Source organism: Leptospira hartskeerlii (assembly GCF_002811475.1).
GTDB classification, from domain to species: Bacteria; Spirochaetota; Leptospiria; order Leptospirales; family Leptospiraceae; genus Leptospira_B; species Leptospira_B hartskeerlii.
In genome coordinates, this window is the sequence record NZ_NPDL01000004.1 from 43,262 (window position 1) to 60,124 (window position 16,863).

At 39.4% G+C, this 16,863-nt stretch carries 19 protein-coding genes and 1 tRNA gene; 7 read left to right on the forward strand and 13 right to left on the reverse strand.

Annotation, left to right across the window (positions count from 1 at the left end; translation table 11 throughout):
• Positions 1–29 precede the first annotated feature (29 nt).
• Positions 30–1,193 carry a formate-dependent phosphoribosylglycinamide formyltransferase gene (purT, locus tag CH352_RS07940; protein WP_100704782.1) on the forward strand — a complete coding sequence of 388 codons (1,164 nt, stop codon included), beginning with the start codon at positions 30–32 and terminating at the stop codon, positions 1,191–1,193.
• Positions 1,194–1,209: 16 nt separating this feature from the next.
• Here the strand turns inward: purT and CH352_RS07945 are convergent, their stop codons facing one another.
• Positions 1,210–3,630, reverse strand: a complete 2,421-nt coding sequence (locus CH352_RS07945; RefSeq protein WP_100704783.1) for a 1-acyl-sn-glycerol-3-phosphate acyltransferase — start codon at positions 3,628–3,630, stop codon at positions 1,210–1,212.
• 131 nt (positions 3,631–3,761) lie between these two features.
• Here CH352_RS07945 and CH352_RS07950 point away from each other — a divergent pair, with 131 nt between their 5' ends.
• On the forward strand, positions 3,762–4,565 hold the full coding sequence (locus CH352_RS07950; protein ID WP_100704784.1) for an LIC13411 family adhesin: 804 nt from the start codon (positions 3,762–3,764) through the stop codon (positions 4,563–4,565).
• A 52-nt stretch (positions 4,566–4,617) separates the two neighbouring features.
• Here CH352_RS07950 and CH352_RS07955 read toward each other — a convergent pair whose 3' ends face one another.
• The 4 genes from CH352_RS07955 to CH352_RS07970 all read right to left on the reverse strand — a co-directional run bounded on the left by CH352_RS07955 (position 4,618) and on the right by CH352_RS07970 (position 7,342).
• Entirely contained in the window at positions 4,618–4,980 is a 363-nt protein-coding gene (locus tag CH352_RS07955) for an LIC13410 family lipoprotein (RefSeq protein WP_100704785.1), read from the reverse strand.
• Between the two features lie 68 nt (positions 4,981–5,048).
• Positions 5,049–5,498, reverse strand: a complete 450-nt coding sequence (locus tag CH352_RS07960) for a MarR family winged helix-turn-helix transcriptional regulator (RefSeq protein ID WP_100704786.1) — start codon at positions 5,496–5,498, stop codon at positions 5,049–5,051.
• Positions 5,495–5,980, reverse strand: a complete 486-nt coding sequence (locus CH352_RS07965) for a glutathione peroxidase (protein ID WP_086447482.1) — start codon at positions 5,978–5,980, stop codon at positions 5,495–5,497. The genes CH352_RS07960 and CH352_RS07965 overlap by 4 nt, the downstream gene beginning before the upstream one ends.
• Positions 5,981–6,055: 75 nt before the next feature.
• Positions 6,056–7,342 carry a porin gene (locus tag CH352_RS07970; protein WP_244283358.1) on the reverse strand — a complete coding sequence of 429 codons (1,287 nt, stop codon included), beginning with the start codon at positions 7,340–7,342 and terminating at the stop codon, positions 6,056–6,058.
• A 242-nt stretch (positions 7,343–7,584) separates the two neighbouring features.
• On the opposite strand from CH352_RS07970, the gene CH352_RS07975 reads away from it, so the two are divergent.
• Entirely contained in the window at positions 7,585–9,378 is a 1,794-nt protein-coding gene (locus CH352_RS07975) for a monovalent cation:proton antiporter-2 (CPA2) family protein (RefSeq protein WP_100704787.1), read from the forward strand.
• A 39-nt stretch (positions 9,379–9,417) separates the two neighbouring features.
• Here the strand turns inward: CH352_RS07975 and CH352_RS07980 are convergent.
• Positions 9,418–9,489, reverse strand: a tRNA-Gly gene (locus tag CH352_RS07980).
• Between the two features lie 64 nt (positions 9,490–9,553).
• On the opposite strand from CH352_RS07980, the gene CH352_RS07985 reads away from it, so the two are divergent.
• Together CH352_RS07985 and CH352_RS19015 are read left to right on the forward strand one after the other, a co-directional pair.
• Positions 9,554–11,086 (forward strand): carboxypeptidase M32, encoded by a 1,533-nt coding sequence (locus tag CH352_RS07985; RefSeq protein ID WP_165780137.1) that lies wholly within the window; start codon positions 9,554–9,556, stop codon positions 11,084–11,086.
• Positions 11,083–11,421, forward strand: a complete 339-nt coding sequence (locus CH352_RS19015; protein WP_165780121.1) for a hypothetical protein — start codon at positions 11,083–11,085, stop codon at positions 11,419–11,421. Before CH352_RS07985 ends, CH352_RS19015 begins: the two co-directional genes overlap by 4 nt.
• Before the next feature lie 3 nt (positions 11,422–11,424).
• Here CH352_RS19015 and CH352_RS07990 read toward each other — a convergent pair whose 3' ends face one another.
• Genes CH352_RS07990 through CH352_RS08000 form a run of 3 tightly spaced genes read right to left on the reverse strand, consistent with a single transcriptional unit; the run spans position 11,425 to position 13,104 of the window.
• Positions 11,425–11,874: a DUF1801 domain-containing protein gene (locus tag CH352_RS07990; RefSeq protein ID WP_100704788.1), complete on the reverse strand. Its 450-nt coding sequence runs from the start codon at positions 11,872–11,874 to the stop codon at positions 11,425–11,427.
• Between the two features lie 8 nt (positions 11,875–11,882).
• The gene (locus CH352_RS07995) at positions 11,883–12,692 is read right to left on the reverse strand and encodes a hypothetical protein (RefSeq protein ID WP_100704789.1); all 810 of its coding nucleotides are present in this window, start codon (positions 12,690–12,692) and stop codon (positions 11,883–11,885) included.
• A complete protein-coding gene (locus tag CH352_RS08000) occupies positions 12,679–13,104 on the reverse strand; it encodes an ABA4-like family protein (RefSeq protein ID WP_100704790.1) in 426 nt (141 codons plus the stop codon). Before CH352_RS08000 ends, CH352_RS07995 begins: the two co-directional genes overlap by 14 nt.
• A 139-nt stretch (positions 13,105–13,243) precedes the next feature.
• Between CH352_RS08000 and CH352_RS08005 the strand changes: the two genes are divergently transcribed.
• Positions 13,244–13,876 carry a TetR/AcrR family transcriptional regulator gene (locus CH352_RS08005; protein WP_243396177.1) on the forward strand — a complete coding sequence of 211 codons (633 nt, stop codon included), beginning with the start codon at positions 13,244–13,246 and terminating at the stop codon, positions 13,874–13,876.
• 5 nt (positions 13,877–13,881) lie between these two features.
• Here the strand turns inward: CH352_RS08005 and CH352_RS08010 are convergent, their stop codons facing one another.
• Positions 13,882–14,703, reverse strand: a complete 822-nt coding sequence (locus tag CH352_RS08010) for a PhzF family phenazine biosynthesis protein (RefSeq protein ID WP_100704792.1) — start codon at positions 14,701–14,703, stop codon at positions 13,882–13,884.
• Between the two features lie 151 nt (positions 14,704–14,854).
• On the opposite strand from CH352_RS08010, the gene CH352_RS08015 reads away from it, so the two are divergent.
• A complete protein-coding gene (locus tag CH352_RS08015) occupies positions 14,855–15,502 on the forward strand; it encodes an NADPH-dependent F420 reductase (RefSeq protein WP_100704793.1) in 648 nt (215 codons plus the stop codon).
• Positions 15,503–15,507: 5 nt separating this feature from the next.
• Here CH352_RS08015 and CH352_RS08020 read toward each other — a convergent pair whose 3' ends face one another.
• Genes CH352_RS08020 through CH352_RS08030 form a run of 3 tightly spaced genes read right to left on the reverse strand, consistent with a single transcriptional unit; the run spans position 15,508 to position 16,791 of the window.
• Positions 15,508–15,897, reverse strand: coding sequence for a DUF423 domain-containing protein (locus tag CH352_RS08020; RefSeq protein ID WP_100704794.1), 390 nt, complete (start codon positions 15,895–15,897; stop codon positions 15,508–15,510).
• Positions 15,878–16,468 (reverse strand): hypothetical protein, encoded by a 591-nt coding sequence (locus CH352_RS08025; RefSeq protein WP_100704795.1) that lies wholly within the window; start codon positions 16,466–16,468, stop codon positions 15,878–15,880. The genes CH352_RS08020 and CH352_RS08025 overlap by 20 nt, the downstream gene beginning before the upstream one ends.
• The gene (locus tag CH352_RS08030; RefSeq protein ID WP_175284896.1) at positions 16,465–16,791 is read right to left on the reverse strand and encodes a TRL-like family protein; all 327 of its coding nucleotides are present in this window, start codon (positions 16,789–16,791) and stop codon (positions 16,465–16,467) included. Before CH352_RS08030 ends, CH352_RS08025 begins: the two co-directional genes overlap by 4 nt.
• Positions 16,792–16,863: the final 72 nt, after the last annotated feature.

Consider the following 16,863-nt stretch of genomic DNA (forward strand, 5'->3'; position numbering starts at 1 on the left):
CCCATTCTGAAATTCTCTTAGAATAACCTATGAGAAAGAAAATACTTCTGCTTGGCTCAGGTGAGCTTGGAAAAGAATTCGTAATCGCAGCCCAAAGATTAGGCCAATATATAATTACAGTCGATAGTTACGACGGAGCTCCCGCAATGCAGGTCGCTCATGAAAAAGAAGTCATTGATATGTTGGATGGGGACGCATTAGATCGAGTCGTTGCCAAACACAAACCGGATTTGATCGTTCCGGAAATTGAAGCGATCCGAACCGAAAGATTCTACGAGTATGAAAAACAAGGGTACCAAGTAGTTCCCAGCGCAAAGGCTGCTAACTTTACGATGAACCGTAAGGCAATCAGAGATCTTGCTTCCCAAACCTTAGATTTAAAAACTGCAAAGTATAAATACGCTTCGACCTTGGAAGGATTGAAAGAAGCAATTGCAACCATAGGAATCCCTTGTGTCGTAAAACCTTTGATGTCTTCTTCCGGAAAAGGGCAGTCCGTAATCAAAACCGAATCCGATATTGAACCGGCTTGGGTCGCTTCTCAAACCAAAGGAAGAACTGGCGCTTCGGAAATAATAGTAGAAGAATTTATCTCTTTCGAATCTGAGATCACATTGCTAACTGTAACCCAAAAATCAGGAAGAACTCTGTTCTGTCCTCCTATCGGTCATAGACAAGAAAGAGGAGATTATCAAGAAAGTTGGCAACCTGCAGAGATCAGCGATTCTCAGCTTAAATCAGCTCAAGAAATGGCGGAGAAGGTCACGAAAGAACTTGGTGGCGCAGGTATCTGGGGAGTAGAATTTTTCTTAACTAAAGACGATGTTTATTTTTCGGAACTTTCCCCCAGACCTCACGATACTGGAATGGTTACCTTGGCAGGCACACAAAGTTTTAATGAATTCGAATTACATGTTAGAACTGTTTTAGGTCTTCCAATTCCTGAAATTCTTTTGGTAAGAAGAGGAGCAAGCGCCGTCATTCTCGCTCAAACGGAAGGTCAGGTCCCAAATATCCAAGGATTGGATAAGGCCTGTGAAATGCCTGAATCTGATCTTAGAATTTTTGGAAAACCGATCACAAAAAAATATAGAAGAATGGGAGTGGCGCTCACATATTCAGATAAGGATGAATCCATTTCTATGCTTCGTAAAAGAGCGGTATTGATCACATCTAAGATTAAAGTAGATTAAAACAAAATCGGCCCGACTATGTCGGGTCCGGTACCATATTTCCATAATATTGTAGAAGTTCAGGTTCTAATGCCTTGATCTGGCCGTTCTCTTTTTTAATAAACTTTCTAGAATTTAGAACCTTAAGTCCTCGGTCCAAAATTTCCGAAACATCCTTTGTCAGATAATTTCCTTTTCTAGTTAGGATCATTTCTTCTATCATCTTACTAAGATCGGAGATGCTGATCTCTCCACCTGCTTCCATCAAAAGTTTTGCAACTATATGGTTTGGAAGAATTTTATGATGAGCTTGCCAAGACCTGGAGATTTCCATAGAAATAGAAAGAGTAGGATCGTCTTCTTGGATATATCTAGAGACCGGAATTGGTTCGCAGAGATCCATATAGACTTCTGTTCTTTTAAATAAGAAATCTCTAAAGGAAAGATGAGCGTCTTTTCCCGCAAACTCTACGTCTTCCGGAACATTCTCGTAAGAAAGAACGATAGGAACTACGATCACTTCGCTCCCTGTATGTTTAAATGCTTCCACAGATGTAGAAAGAATTCCTGTCTTGATCGGAATGATACCGCCGGTTCTGGATCTTGTTCCTTCCGGATACACCAATGTTGGAATTCCAGCTTCTAACATCATTGTTGAATATTGAGTCAAACATTCTAAATAAAGAAGGTTTCGATTCCTTTTTCGATCCACCATATATGCACCCAAGGATTTTAAAACCCTGGCAAGTCCGGGAGTTCCCATTACTTTTTTATCAGCAGCATATCTCGGAACAGGAAGACCTAACCATCTCAAACCAAAGGCGACTTCGATAGAGTCCAAATGAGATCTATGAGTTGGAGTATATAAGATATCATATCTGGAAGCGAGAGCCTTGATCTCTTTTATATTACCACCGATCTTAGGAAGTCCTCCTCCGGGCTTAAAACCACCTATTGCAAAACGTGCAGGAGCTACTAAATGAATAAGAGATTCTCTGAAAAGCGGGCTGTATTCATCCGCAATCTCGGAAACATAAAACTCCACAAGACGATCCAAGTTCCTACTCTTTCCGTTCTCATACGCGACTTCCGCTTCTTTCCACAGTTCAATCTCTCTTGGAAGAAGCATCAGATCTGTTCCTGCTTCAGTTTCCACTGCCTCAGAATATCTTTTTTCCAAAGATTTGATCTGCAATCCAGACTGCTTGAGGATCCGATCCGACAATCCAGGTTGAGAATGAACATGTCGAAGCACCCTTCTTCTTAGCGCTTGTTGGAATTCCTTCCCGGACGCAAGAGACAATCCGAATCTTTTACGAGCGGTTCTAGAAATATTTCTGATATCGTCGCTAGTAGATTTAGAAACGAATCGGATCATTTCCGTAGGAGAAACTTTTCTTGTAAGAACTTCAAAGAGAGTAGTGAAAAGTGGGAGTTCCACTTTTTTCTCTTCCGCCAGATCCAAAATTGTGGAAAGTGCATAGGCTCCCTCTACATGTGTTTCACTCTGGCTCATTTCTTTTTGGATGAATTCTTTTGGATTTAAGAAGAGTTCTATTCTTTCGAGTAGGTTCGGAGAATCTTCTCCTGAGATCAACTTGCGGATAAATCTTTGTCCATAAGCTCTGTTCCGGCTAGCTCTGGAAGTTGCCGTGGTAATCAGATCTGCAAGCCCGAATTCCATCGCAGGTTTTATGGGAAGTTCCAAAGCATTTAGTAGAGTTATTATTTCGGAAAAACCTAAACTGATCAGTTCACCTTCAAAATTGGATCCACATTCTGGAATTCCGTTTACAAGACCGCAAGCAATCGCGATCGGATTTTTCATCACCCCGAATAACTCTAGGGTTCGAATATCCTCAAAAGTTTTAATATGATTTCTGGGTCCCGAAAAAAGATCTTCCATGATCTCGGAAGCTCTTTCTCCCGTGGACGCAATAGAGAAGAAGCTATGTTTTCCTTTTGCCATCTCGGCAAGAAGGTTCGGCCCTGCCACAGCAACATATTCCATGTTCAGGTTTTCTTTCATCTCTCTAACTCTGATGACATAGTCGGAGAAAGTAATAGCGTTTGTTTTTTTACGAGTAGAAGTGGAGACTAAACCTTTGGTAAAAGAAATAATCGTATGTTCTTCTTGTTCTGAAAGATAAGAAGAGATCCTGTCGATCACACTTTCTTTTTGTCTGGAAGGAACTGCGATAACGATAATCCAAGAACCTTGCGATAAAAAATCAAAATCGTTTGTAACGATAATATTGTCAGCAAGCGGAACAAATTCTTCCAATAATTCGGCAGATCTATCTTTTTGGAGACGATCAGCTTTCTTCTTATCGAAGTACCAAAGAAAAAGTCGATCCGCTCTTTCTGCCAATGATACGGAAAGATGAACTCCCATCGGCCCGCCTCCGAAGACGGCGATGTTTTTATGACGGACTCGAGTTTCTTCCAATTCGCTCATCTATTCATTCCAATTTTAATTTTTATATCGGGATACTTTTCAATAAGACTAGAGGAAGAAAACCAATAAAATTTCTCCACTTTTACGATTGCGTTTCCTGATGAAACCGAGAGCTTAGCGGAAAGCCGATCTTGGCGACTAAAGTCAGACTATTTCCCGAAATGAAAAAAAGACTCATCATACATTTTTTCTGTATTTTTCTTTTGGGCCTTATAGTGATCGATTGTTCAACATACTGGTCTCATCGAAAAAAAGATTTAGGAGACGTTTTCACTGCAGGAGTAGAAACTCCTGGTTACGGGATCGGAGTTAGAATAGGACCTCTTGCAACTGGATTTGTTTTTCAAGGCGGAGAATCTGAACCTGGAAAAAGAGACTTAGGAACCGGATATGGATTAAGAGGCGGGACTTACGGACCTTATAGATCTCAACAATTGATCTTTGGATTTTTAGGAGGGGAGAAGTTTCACTCCATGCCTCCGACGGAAACTTCTCCCAAAAAAGAAGAAACAAAAACAACCGCACCAAATTCCCAAACGAACGATAATTTCCTATTACTTCCCGAAAATCCTGAATCGGAACAAGACCCTAATCCTACTCCGGAACTTTCTGACGAAAGATTAAATTCTAAAAGTTACGAGATTAGATATTTACGTTTTTATAATAATCCAGTCTCCGAAAGAAGAAAGGCCAAGAAGGAAGCTTTCTTTCGAAAATATTTAGAAAGCTTAGATCCGCAAAAAAGGAACGAGGCCATCCAGACATTCTTGGCCCAAAACCCTAAAAATAAAGATGATTATCCTTCCGCATTTTTATTTGAAGTGGAGTTCTATATTTCAATTCGATACGGTATTAGACTAGGATTCAACTTTGGGGAATTTTTAGATTTTCTTTTAGGATTTACTGGGATCGATCTAATGGAAGACGATATCTGAAAATAAAAAAGGCCGCTGAAATCGCGGCCTTTTTCGTAAGCCTAAGTTCGAATTAGAGTTTGTATTCGTACTTTTTGATCACACCTTTTTTATCTACGATGACTTTGATATACTTTGTACTGTCATCTATTCTGGAAGGTTTTTCTGCGAGAGTTTTGTAAGAATTCTTTTGATAAGTAGTAGATTCAAAATACCATTCTAAAACAGATCCGTCTTGGGTGTTTTCTTCAAAAGTAGGAGTTCCTAAAACAGCTTCTGCTTTAATTCTTTTATCTCCTTCTTTAACCATATTGGCTTCTACAACACGAATGTCCGAATTCGGAACGTAAGCATGTTCCGATTTTTTTTGGTCCGAAGAACAAGCTCCGAAAATAAGTACCGCAGCAAATGATATTGCGGATAACTGGCGTTTCATTCTTAACTCCTTAGCGCGAGCGCACTATTTAAAAAAGCGGCTCTATAGTTTTCGATAAAACGGATTTGTCACGCCGAATTTCTTAATTTTTGCTCTAGGATAATAAGAAGGTCGTCCAGATCGCGTTTCAGGCCTTGCACCTTTTCAGCGGTGAGACCTGATTCTTCCAACAATCGTTCCGGAATACAAACCGCTTTTTTTTGCAATTTTTTTCCTTTTGTAGTTAGGCTAACCACAAGAGAACGCTCGTCCTGATCGGATCTATCTCTAGTCAAAAGTCCGGCGAATTCCATTTTTTTGAGAAGAGGAGTTAGGGTCCCTGAATCCAGAAATAATTTTTCCCCTATTTCTTTTAGAGGAATTCTATCCGTTTCCCAAAGGACCAGAAGAACAAGATATTGAGGATAAGTAAGATCGAACTCCTCCAAAAGCGGCCTATATAATGCAGTCACCGCTCTGGAAGAAGCGTAAAGCGGGAAACAGATCTGTTTCTCTAACTTTAAGGATTCGTAATTCACTTGGAAAGAAGTTCCTCGATCTGTTTATCCAGTTTTTCCGGAGGAGTCATCGGAGCGAATCTTTTGATCACATTTCCTTGTTTATCGATCAAGAACTTGGTAAAGTTCCATTTAATTGATTTTCCCAAAAGTCCTGGAGCTTGTTTTTTTAAATATTGATAAACAGGATGAGTTCCGTCCCCGTTTACTTCTATCTTTTTGAAAAGAGGAAAATTCACCCCGAAGTTTACTTGGCAGAAGCTTTGGATCTCAGCGTCACTCCCTGGCTCTTGGTGTCCGAATTGGTCACAAGGGAATCCTAATATTTCCAAACCTTTTCCTTTGTACTTATCGTACATTTCCTGAAGTCCTTTGTATTGAGGCGTAAATCCGCATTGGCTCGCGGTATTAACGATCAATAAGACCTTTCCCTTATAATCTTGTAATTTCTTTTCGGATCCGTTGTTTAAAGTAGCGGTTAGTTCGTATAAATTCTGGGCCACGGGCGGGCACCTCCTAATTACATGTTAAATAGATTGCATACAATTTAATTTTGTTCAATCTTTTTTAGAAAAATTCTAAATTTTAAGAGAAAGGGAGAATATGAACATACGGTCTAGTTTGGAGGTATTATTCTCATGGGGGTAAATGGAATCCATGGATCTTCTATATTGGTAGGTAAATCTCACCAAAATGGCAGGATCCGGATTATAATCTAAAGTAGCCGTCGCACCGCTTGTTTGAAAACCATCTTTGGTATTTGTTACCACGATCATTTGTTCTCGATCTAAGTATCTTTCTAATCGAACACCGATTCTCCAGTCAGGTAGGAATCGATATGCAAGCCATAAGTTTCCAACATAGATTTGTCTAAATGCAGTACCATCTCGACGAATGTAGATGGGACCTTCAGAAGTATAAACTAGATCCTCCCTGCTTGCTCTTTCCTGATATGCCACGTCAAAAGAAGACGCTAATGTAAGTCGTTGGAATGGTTTCCATTCAGCGATAAAATTATTATAATATCTGGTTTCTTTCGGAGTAGTAGTCGGTTGTTCATTTCCTATAAAAGTATTCCAACGAAACATCAAGTTTCCCAAGGGGTTCCATTCCAATCGGAAACCTCCAGAAATATCTTTATTATTGTCTGTAACTACTTGGTATCCATTATTCAAATGAAGCTGGTAAGAAACTTTATCACTGATCTTTCCACTCAACCTTGCACCAGAAACATAATATGGAACGTAGTCCAGGGAGAATGCACGAGTATAAACAAAATTCTCATGGGAGATCCAAGATTCGTATCCTAGATGCCCGAAATAAATTCCCGCATCCAGCCAGGTGGATTTTCCTAATCGAACACCTCCATAAGCTTCTTGCATGTTCCGAATAGATGTTTCGTTAGAAGTTTTGCCTGTGGTCCCTTCTCCAGAATAATTCGCGACAACAGATGTACCGAATTGGACTGCGAATCTGCCTCTATATTTATCAGTCTCTACTTTTGCGTCCAAATAGGCCAGGTTGATATTGTATTCGTTCGTACGTGTTGCTTGGGTCGTATATAAGAGTTCTTTGGAGGCAGGTCGGTTTAAGCTTGCATTATAATAACCATCGATAAAGAAACCGAACTGGATCGGGATCACCAGATCATCTTTCTTTTTAGGATTCAGTTCCTCTTTTTTAGATCCTTCTTCCTCTTCTTCTTTTGTTTCAGAAGAAGTTTGAACATCTGTTTTGAGATTTTCTTCCTTACTTTGAACGGCCTTGCCTTTAGGTTTGCCGGACGTCTCTTGAGTCTTTACATCTTGAGAGAAAAGTGTACCGGAAAACAAATAAACACAAAGTAAAAAAAAGAATTTGGGCAATCTTGATTTGCAGATCATAAATTTTTGATTTTTTGTGAATTGATTATCATCCACTCATTTTTGCCCGATAGATATTTCTTAACGCGAATCTAATGAAGAAACCAATTTTTCCTCATATTATTCCTAAATAATTATAGCGTTTTCCAGTTTGAGAAGAAGAATCATACGCAGGAAAAGTGGTTTTATTACCTATCCGTAAAATGTCTAATGAAAATTAACCCAAATCAAAAGGAAGAGCATTGATGGAAGAGAAAAGTCTACTCGTTACTGCCATTATTCTACTTAGCACGGCCGTTCTTTGTGTTCCTATTTTCAAAAAATTGGGAATAGGGTCGATTATTGGTTATGTCGTAGGGGGAATTTTGATCGGACCTCATGGGATCCGACTCGTGACCGGCGGGAGTGAAATTTTGCATTTCGCTGAATTCGGAGTGGTCCTTCTTCTTTTTCTGATCGGGTTGGAGCTCCGACCTCAGACTCTTTGGGTGCTTAGAAAACCCGTTTTCGGAATGGGATTTTTCCAAGTTGCGGTCTCTTCAATTTTCTTAGGCGGATTGATCGGTTATCTATTTCAGTTAGGATTTGTTTCTTCGATTATTTTAGGAGTGAGTTTATCACTTTCTTCCACTGCATTTGCTCTTCAATCTTTAGCGGAAAAAAACCAACTCAACACTTCTTACGGAAGATCCGCATTTGCGATCCTTCTCTTCCAAGATTTAGCAGTGATCCCTGTAATGGCAATTCTTCCGTTAGCAGCTTTGGAACCGGGACAAACCGCACATAGTGGATTAAATTTTTATAAATTAGGAACTGCTATTACGGCCATTCTTTTAGTTATTTTGAGCGGTCGCTTTTTGATGAGACCTCTTTTTAGAATGATCGCAGCTACGGGAAATCATGAAATTTTCGTAGCTCTTTCTTTGGTATTGGTCCTTGGAGTTTCTTTTGCAATGGAAAAGGTAGGGCTTTCGATGGCACTCGGTTCTTTCTTAGGAGGTGTACTGCTTGCCGATTCCGAATACAGACATGAGTTAGAAGCAAACTTAGAACCTTTTAAAGGATTACTATTAGGCCTATTCTTCCTTGCAGTTGGAATGTCCATGAATTTGGAAATTCTGATCAATCATCCATTTTTGATTTTCGGCCTTGCATTCGGGCTAATGTCCATCAAAGGGCTTGTTCTTTTTGTTTTAGGAAAGATTGCAAAACTTACTTCTGATTCTTCTTCCAATCTTGCAGTCAGTATTTCTCAAGGTGGAGAATTTGCATTCGTGATCTTGAATGTGGCAGCCCAGCTTAGTCTTCTTTCCAAAGAAACTACAGATTATTCTATCGTAATCGTTACTGCTTCTATGATACTCACTCCTTTTGCAGGGATCATTAAAGAAAAAGTAATAGATCCTTATTTGCATGAAGAGGAAGAAAGACCGGCAGATCCTATTTATGAAAAAAATCGCGTAATCATCGCCGGTTTTGGAAGGGTCGGACAGATCATTTCCAGGATGTTATATCTGCATAAAATTAGGTTCACTGCATTAGAGCATAACGCAGACCAAGTCAATGCCGCCAGAAAATTCGGTCATAAGATCTATTATGGAGATGCAAGCAGACTAGATCTATTAACTGCAGCAGGAGCTGCCCACGCGGAGATACTTGTACTCGCGATCCAAGATGCAGAGTTATCCGTAAAAATTGCCAAGATGGCTAAGGAAAATTTCCCGAACTTAAGGATTATCGCAAGAGCAAGAAATAGATCCCACTATTTTGATCTGATGGAACTTGGCATTGAAACGATACGAAGAGATACGTTTGCTTCTTCCTTAGAACTTGCTGAAGAAACTTTAAAAGATCTGGGATTCTTACCTTCGGAAGTAAAATACTTCATCCAAAAGTTCAGGGATTATGATGAGAAAATGGTCAAGGATCAATTCAAGCTTAGACATAACGAAAAAGAACTGATCGCATATTCCAAAAATGCTGTCCGTCAATTGGAAGAAGCTTTTGCTGCGGACATGTTGCAGAAAGAAGCTTCTTGAAGAACATGGAAATTTCGTTTTGAATTAAAGGGGGAATTTTGCGGGCAGAGGGACTCGAACCCTCACTAGAAGCTTGGAAGGCTACGGTGCTAGCCATTACACCATGCCCGCGATAGACAAAAGTCAGTTTTTGGTTGGTGAGCGAGATGTCAATCGAAAAGAATGTTTTTTAAGTATGTGGGAATCCGAGCTTCAAAATTGGGAAAATATCCTTCCGGCTTTCAAGGCCTATCGGGATGAATTCCGTAATATCTATCATCTAAGAAACATTGGAAGTGTATTGCATTGGGACATGGAAATCGGCATCCCAAGCGACGGTTTAAGTGAAAGAGGAGACCAACTTAGTTTTCTCTCTGGACTCGCTCATAAATCTTTTATCGGAGATTCATTTCGAAGTTTGGCCGAGAAAGCCAGGGAAGAAAACTCCCGTACCGATGCTCCCGGTAAATCTCTTAGAGAAAGAGAACTGAATTTATTATTCAAAGATCTAGATCGTTCTTCTTGTCTGCCAATCTCTTGGGTAGAAGAATTTTCTAAGCTCACAAGCCAGGCACATTCTATCTGGGTGGATGCAAGAAAGAAGAATGATGCGTCTTCTTTTCTTCCAATCTTGCAAAAGATCGTGGACCTTGTTTTTCAGAAGGCTGATTATTTCGGTTATTCTACGGAAGCGTATGACGCTCTTTTAGATGAATATGAACCTGAAGCAAAAGCAGCAGAACTAGAAGTTTTATTTGCAGATCTTAGAAAATCTTTAGTGCCCTTGATCGCAAAAGCAAAGGACGCAACATTTCCTTTTGAGGGAAATTTTCCAATCGATTCTCAAATTCCTTTTAATACAAGTCTTCCTGTTCTTTTGGGGTTACCCGAGAATGGATTTCGCTTGGATTCAAGTGCTCATCCATTCTCCACTTCTTTAGGTTCTTTTGATAAGAGGATCACCACACGTTACGAAGAATCGGATCCACTTTCTTCTGTATATTCTGTCCTACATGAGACAGGTCACGCTTTATATGAAGCGGGGATTTCCTTGATTGTAGGAGGTCCTTCTCCTTTAAAAGATTCTGTTTCTTTAGGTGTTCACGAATCCCAAAGTCGTCTATGGGAAAACCAAGTGGGAAGGTCTAGGGAATTTTGGGAAGGGATCTATCCATTATTTCTGAAGAACTTAGGTATCTCAGAATCCTCTCTTCCTTTTTCTAAATTGTATTCTTTTGTGAATAAATCTAAACCTTCTTTAATTCGTGTAGAAGCAGACCAGATTACTTATAATCTACATGTGATCTTACGATTTCAAATTGAGAGAGCGATCTTCAAAAAAGAACTCGCGTTAAAAGATCTTTCGGGAGCTTGGAAAGATGGAATGAAGTCTTTGCTTGGCGTAGAAGTTCCGGATGATTCTAAAGGATTTTTACAAGATGTGCATTGGAGCGGCGGGGCCTTCGGTTATTTTCCTACATACTCTTTAGGAAATATTTACGCCGCCCAACTTTATTCCGCCTTCGTCCAACAAAATCCTAAGTTTAAGGATGAATTGAAAAACAGAGAAACTTCTTCTCTCCTTGATTGGCTCAGAAAACATGTTCACAGTAAGGGTCGAAGTTTGGATGCAAAGGAACTGATCCGACAAGCAACCGGAGAAGAACCAAATTCCAAATACTTGGTTGAATATTTGGATTCTAAGATCAAAGAACAGGAGTCAGTATGAGCGGAGAAGATAAGGAAGAGTTAACTCTAAAGTCCTTCGAAGAATTGTCCTTCTTTGATAATCTTGCATTGTTTTATTTATGCAACGAGACTCCTCCTCAAACCTTGGCACTTGCATTCTTGGTAGGAGATAAAAAAGTTTGCGGCTCCATGTTAGGAGTGATGGATGCAAAACGTAGAGCATTTGTTCATGAACTGATGTCCAAACAAAACGATGTTCCGGATGAAAAGAAACATGCTGCGGCCCAAGGTCTACTCATCATTGCAGACGGATTGATCCAAAGAAATCTAATCCGCAAACAGGGAAAATTTTATTTCGGAACGGAAAGAGCTTAGTCTTTATTTAGAACTAGTCTTTTTAACAAGACCTATACTTTCTATGATCATTTCTTTTTCTTTTTTACCTTTTGGCAATCCCAAGCTTTGCTCCAGAAAGTTTCTGATAGAATTTATATCTATTTCTTTGCTAGAAGAATATTCCAAATAACGGATCTGTTTTGTATCTCCTAATAATATACTATCAGGATCTTTGAGTAAAATTCCCCATTCAAAGATCAAACGTACGTTTTCTGAAAATGGAAAGATACCGCAAACATAGCCAGAGTTTTTATCTCTAAAGCCGATTGCCTTCCAAACCGGATAACCTCTTTCTCCAAACTCAGGAAATTCCTTTTTGATCTTGTTCCTTAGTGAGTTCACGATCTCTAAAACCTTTTTTGTATGAGGTTTTAAAATCTCCGAAATGATCTCGGAACTATCTTTAGTTTGTTTGGGTTTTTTAGAAACCATGGAATTCCTTAGATCAAAGGACGACCAAACATTGCATTTACAAAAACTGCTCCTACCAAGATTGCATAACCTATAGAAACAATTTTAACACTTAAAATGTTCCAACTTTGTTTGATAGCAAAGAAGGCAAATAACGGAAGAACTTGCAAAGCATGTATCCCGACAAAATGAGCGATACGAATATCTCCACCATTAACACTCCAATTCACAAGAGGCAATCCAGGACCCCCGTCAAGAACTCCTACAGCATGGGCCAATCTTTGAGATATAAAAAACCCAATGATAGAAGCGATTGCTAAGATCCAAAGAGAAAATCGAATCGAGATTAAGATCCTAGTATCCAATTTTGAACTTAGAAGTTTGAATTTTCGATCCATTAAGATCGGCACTACCATCATAGGAAAGATAAAAAGTCCCATGATCCCATATATAATCGAATCTAAAATAGTAGAATTATTAAAGTGAGATTGAACACCTCTCCCCGCCTGCAAAGTGATCAGTATTAACTCCACCGAGAGAGCAATTACGAAATACTTCTCCATTCTATCTCTAAAAACAGGAAAATCTTTAAGCTGTTCCAAAAACCAAGCCATTGTCCAAAGAAAGATCCAGATCGAAACCGCAAACTTGATCGGCTTGATCCAAGTATTGATTCCCATAACAGTTCTTGGATCTAGTTGGGAAAGAAGAAGATAAACTGGTATTAAAATTAAAGATACCAACCCAGTATAAAAACTTAAACTTCTATTCTTTCTTAAATTACTGAAAAACCCTTCCGACTGAGAATGATTCGGATATAAAACGTTAGATGCTTGCATGGCTTCCTCCTTTTCTCCAACGAACGATTTGAAATAATAAATAACCGATTGGCCCGAACATCAGTGTGAAAAACAAACAAGGAATGAGGATCCATCGGGAGATCCCTAATGACTCAGCTTCCTTAGTTTCCCAAATTCCGATGAATAAGTCGAATGCAAGATAGTGAACCCAACCCGCGAGCAATATCCAAGGATTAGCAAAGAGTTTAGTCACGCCTTCTAAGGATCCGAAATCGAATCCTCCTCTTGCATGAAATGCAAGTATCAGCAAATACAATCCGGAAAGGATCAAAGGCCAAACCCCGTTCCTTACCAATAATTTGGTTACCTTAGCATTTGACAGACCTGCAAGTAATAACCAGCCTATAATTGCAAAATTGCTGGCTAGTTTGAATGTTAGTTCTGGAGTCATAAAACCTCTTAATTTCCCGTTTTGTTTCAGGATTTACTTGAAAAATCTATTGTCGGTCCGAGAATGTTACTACCGGTAACACCAAATGTTACCAACGTCAACATATTTTAGGAAATTTCTTATGCCCGCGAAGAAAAAAATGAAAAAGCCGGAGGGTTCCTATCATCATGGGAATCTGGCAGAAACCCTAAAAGCACTGGCCCTAAAACGTTTAGAGATCAGTAAAGATTCCGCATTTACCATCAGAGAGATCGCAAGAGAAGCAGGAGTTAGTCATGCCGCAGCCTATAGACATTTCCCTTCTCATAGAGATCTTCTAGCCCAAATTTCCAAAGATGGATTTATAAAAATTACGGAAGAGTTTACAAAAGCGGAGAATGCTTCTTCTCCTTCCGATCCGTTTGATCGATTGAGACGACTAGGTATTGCTTATATTTCTTTTTGTTTAGAAAATGTCGGCTATTATAGAGCAATGTGGCATATAGATCTTGGGCCTGTTGGCGATTTAGAAGATCTAATGGAGGCAGGTAAAAATTCTTTTTTAAAACTTTGGGAAACTATACTGCTCTGTGAATCTCAGAAGGTGAATAAATTCGAAGCAAGAGACATGGCAACTGCTGCTTGGTCCTTGGTTCACGGATATTCAGTTCTTCTGAATGAATGCCAACTGAATAATCCTTTATTACAAATTGATAAGAATAATGCTCTACAAGAAGCAGAAAAGATATTACAAATTTTGGATTCAGGTTTGAAGAATAAATCTTACAAGTAAAACTTTTACTCTATATAAAAGAAACCCTTAAGATACAGTTTGCAGTTTCCTCCTATGCGAACTCTTTCTCCTCTTTTTTCACAGATCAAATGTCCCCCTCTTGCAGAAGCTTGGTACGCATTCAATTGCTTCTTCCCGAATCTATCCGACCAAAACGGAATCAATGTACAATGAGATGAACCGGTGACAGGATCTTCCGGAACTCCTTTAGCGGGAGCAAAAAATCTGGAAACAAAGTCATAGGGCTTCCCACTATCTGCCGGCGCGGTAACAATTGCGGCAAAGAATGGAAGTTTCTTCAATGCTTCATGATTTGGAATTAGATCTCGAATATCTGATTCTTTTTCAAAAACGAATAAGATATCTCGTGCCTTCAAAATCTCTTTTGCTTTTATATTAAAACAAGAAGCCACATCATCGGGAGAATATTCCGTTTTAATCGGAGGCCTCGCAGGAAAATCTAAATAATATTTCTCATTCTCTCTAAGCACTTCCAAAATACCGCTCTTTGTATGGAACTTTAAGGTAGAAATATCGGATCTATTTTCGACAGCTTCATAAATTGCAAAAGCAGTCGCAAGAGTCGCATGCCCGCAAAGATCCACTTCCACACCTGGAGTGAACCATCTTAGATCATATTCTCCTCTTTCTTTCCTGGGACGAAAGAATGCAGTCTCCGATAAATTATTCTCCGCCGCTAGATCGATTAGTTTAGAATCTGGTAACCATTCTCCTTCCCAAGGAACAACTGCTGCGGGATTTCCTTTGAATAAGGAATCAGTAAATGCATCTATCTGGAAAATCGTATATTCGGTATTCATATTCATTCGTATCATTCCCTATTCTTAAAAGAGAATACAGTGACAGTTTTATTTCTTTTTTCCAATACAGAAAGAACAATACATTGGATCTTTTGTCTAAGAACAGTTAAACTGATCCGGTTTAACGATTTTGAGATCAATACCTTCGGAGAAATAAATGAAGATCGGAGTTTTAGGGACCGGAATGGTAGGAGAAACCATCGGCAGTAAACTAATCGAAAAAGGACACGAGGTAAAAATGGGATCTCGTTCTGCCACAAATGAAAAAGCGGCGGGGTGGGTTTCTAGATCTGGGAGTAAAGCTTCTCAAGGGACCTTTAAGGATGCTGCCTCTTTTGGAGACATTTTATTTAATTGTACCAAAGGAGAGATCAGCGTAGAAGTTTTAAAGTCCGCTGGCGAAGAAACTCTTAAAGGAAAAGTTTTAGTGGATCTTGCTAACGCACTCGATTTTTCAAAAGGAAGACCGCCCGGTTTAATCTTCGGAACCAATGACTCATTGGGTGAAACGATCCAAAAATCTTTTCCGGACCTGAAAGTGGTCAAAACATTGAACACAATGAATTGTACGATTATGGTAAATGCTTCCGGAGTCCCGGGGGAACATGATGTGTTTATTTGTGGAAACGATCCGGATGCTAAAAAGAAAGTTTCAGATCTTTTAGCAAAAGATTTCGGTTGGAAGAATATTATCGACCTAGGAGATATTACCGGCGCGAGAGCAACGGAAATGTTACTCCCGATTTGGTTAAGATTGTACGGAACTTTCGGTAATACGGATTTTAATTTCCATATTACTAGATAGAGAATTTATTCTTTATCTGAAAAAGCAGAATAAGCGATAGAAGCCCAGCCGGACAAAAATGCTAATCCTCCAAAAGGAGTAATTGCACCTAAAACTCTGATCCCGGTTAAAGAAAGTGCATATAATGAACCAGAGAAGATCAAGATCCCGCTAAAGATCAGCCAAAAACCGATCCTTCTAAACTTAGATTCCGAAAGTTTTCCATTTACTGCTAGCACGAGCAAAACTACCGCATGGATGAGGTGATATCTTGCTCCTGTTTCGTAGATAGCCAGTAAGTCTGGAGTTAATATTGATTTTAATCCGTGTGCTCCGAATGCACCTAGAGCTACTGCTAAAAAACCTAATATCGAAGATAAGAATAATGGAATAGAGTTAGAATTTTTGGATGCCATAACTTTGAAACCTCAGACATTTTCTTCTGAATAATCCGAAGATATAGGCGGTGTACTCCACGTCCAGCCTACTATCGAATAAGGCTTCAATAGAATTCAACTTCATCTGCTCGCCCAATTCTTGGTAAAAACTTTTGTTCCCGAAGGTAAAGTGGATCGGAATGAATGCATCGTTAGACCCTCGTTTAATTGGAAGAAACAAACGTACACCGAATTGGCAACCTTTGCTTTCTCCTTCGAATTTTACGATCCTATGCTCGGACCAATCCCAACCATCTAACGACGCATGGAACATATCCTTATGGGGAAGAGAAGTTGTAGTTCGAATATAACCGTCAAAACCGCCGGTCCTCAATTTAGTGGAAGATTCTCCATAATGAATAGAAGGATCTCTGAAATTTGCTCCATTCAAATGAACATCATTGTCGGGAGGAATTCCAAGACCGGTAGGAAATGGTTCCGGGTTTCTCCGGACCAAGGCCTTGTTTGCACCGCCCATCTGAATACAACCGACCAACTCTAAGAAGATCAGAATTAGAAAAAAGATCCGTTTGTAAGAAATGAGTTTCATTCTTTTTTCAAAAGTCTTTGAGGAAGTTTTACTCCAATCCCGGTTACGCGGGTACATTTTTCAAAATAAAGAGCAAATATAAAAGATTTGTAACTATAATCCGTTTGAACATCGAAAAGAAGATCTGCTTTGTCCTTGATCGCGTTTTGCACAGCGGCCTCGTAACTCTCGTCTCCTGTATAAACCATCCAAAGCCAGCTAGTTCCGCAGGATGTACCTTCTAATTTTCCTACCGGTTCCATTCCTCTTACATCCGAATAACTTTGAGAATAGTACCAACCTGGAGATTTGATATTCGTATAAAGACAGTTCGTAAGGAACATAATCGCAAAAACGATCGGTAAAGATGCGGATATTTTCGGAAAAGAGAATTGCATGTAATAAATTTCAACAAG

Bases quoted from the DNA above. Each gene is read 5' to 3' on its own strand.
- purT (WP_100704782.1), top strand. From the start codon at position 30: ATGAGAAAGAAAATACTTCTGCTTGGCTCAGGTGAGCTTGGAAAAGAA.
- CH352_RS07945 (WP_100704783.1), bottom strand. From the start codon at position 3,630: ATGAGCGAATTGGAAGAAACTCGAGTCCGTCATAAAAACATCGCCGTC.
- CH352_RS07955 (WP_100704785.1), bottom strand. From the start codon at position 4,980: ATGAAACGCCAGTTATCCGCAATATCATTTGCTGCGGTACTTATTTTC.
- CH352_RS07975 (WP_100704787.1), top strand. From the start codon at position 7,585: ATGGAAGAGAAAAGTCTACTCGTTACTGCCATTATTCTACTTAGCACG.
- CH352_RS07985 (WP_165780137.1), top strand. From the start codon at position 9,554: ATGTGGGAATCCGAGCTTCAAAATTGGGAAAATATCCTTCCGGCTTTC.
- CH352_RS19015 (WP_165780121.1), top strand. From the start codon at position 11,083: ATGAGCGGAGAAGATAAGGAAGAGTTAACTCTAAAGTCCTTCGAAGAA.
- CH352_RS07990 (WP_100704788.1), bottom strand. From the start codon at position 11,874: ATGGTTTCTAAAAAACCCAAACAAACTAAAGATAGTTCCGAGATCATT.
- CH352_RS07995 (WP_100704789.1), bottom strand. From the start codon at position 12,692: ATGCAAGCATCTAACGTTTTATATCCGAATCATTCTCAGTCGGAAGGG.
- CH352_RS08000 (WP_100704790.1), bottom strand. From the start codon at position 13,104: ATGACTCCAGAACTAACATTCAAACTAGCCAGCAATTTTGCAATTATA.
- CH352_RS08005 (WP_243396177.1), top strand. From the start codon at position 13,244: ATGAAAAAGCCGGAGGGTTCCTATCATCATGGGAATCTGGCAGAAACC.
- CH352_RS08010 (WP_100704792.1), bottom strand. From the start codon at position 14,703: ATGAATATGAATACCGAATATACGATTTTCCAGATAGATGCATTTACT.
- CH352_RS08015 (WP_100704793.1), top strand. From the start codon at position 14,855: ATGAAGATCGGAGTTTTAGGGACCGGAATGGTAGGAGAAACCATCGGC.
- CH352_RS08020 (WP_100704794.1), bottom strand. From the start codon at position 15,897: ATGGCATCCAAAAATTCTAACTCTATTCCATTATTCTTATCTTCGATA.
- CH352_RS08025 (WP_100704795.1), bottom strand. From the start codon at position 16,468: ATGAAACTCATTTCTTACAAACGGATCTTTTTTCTAATTCTGATCTTC.
- CH352_RS08030 (WP_175284896.1), bottom strand. From the start codon at position 16,791: ATGTTCCTTACGAACTGTCTTTATACGAATATCAAATCTCCAGGTTGG.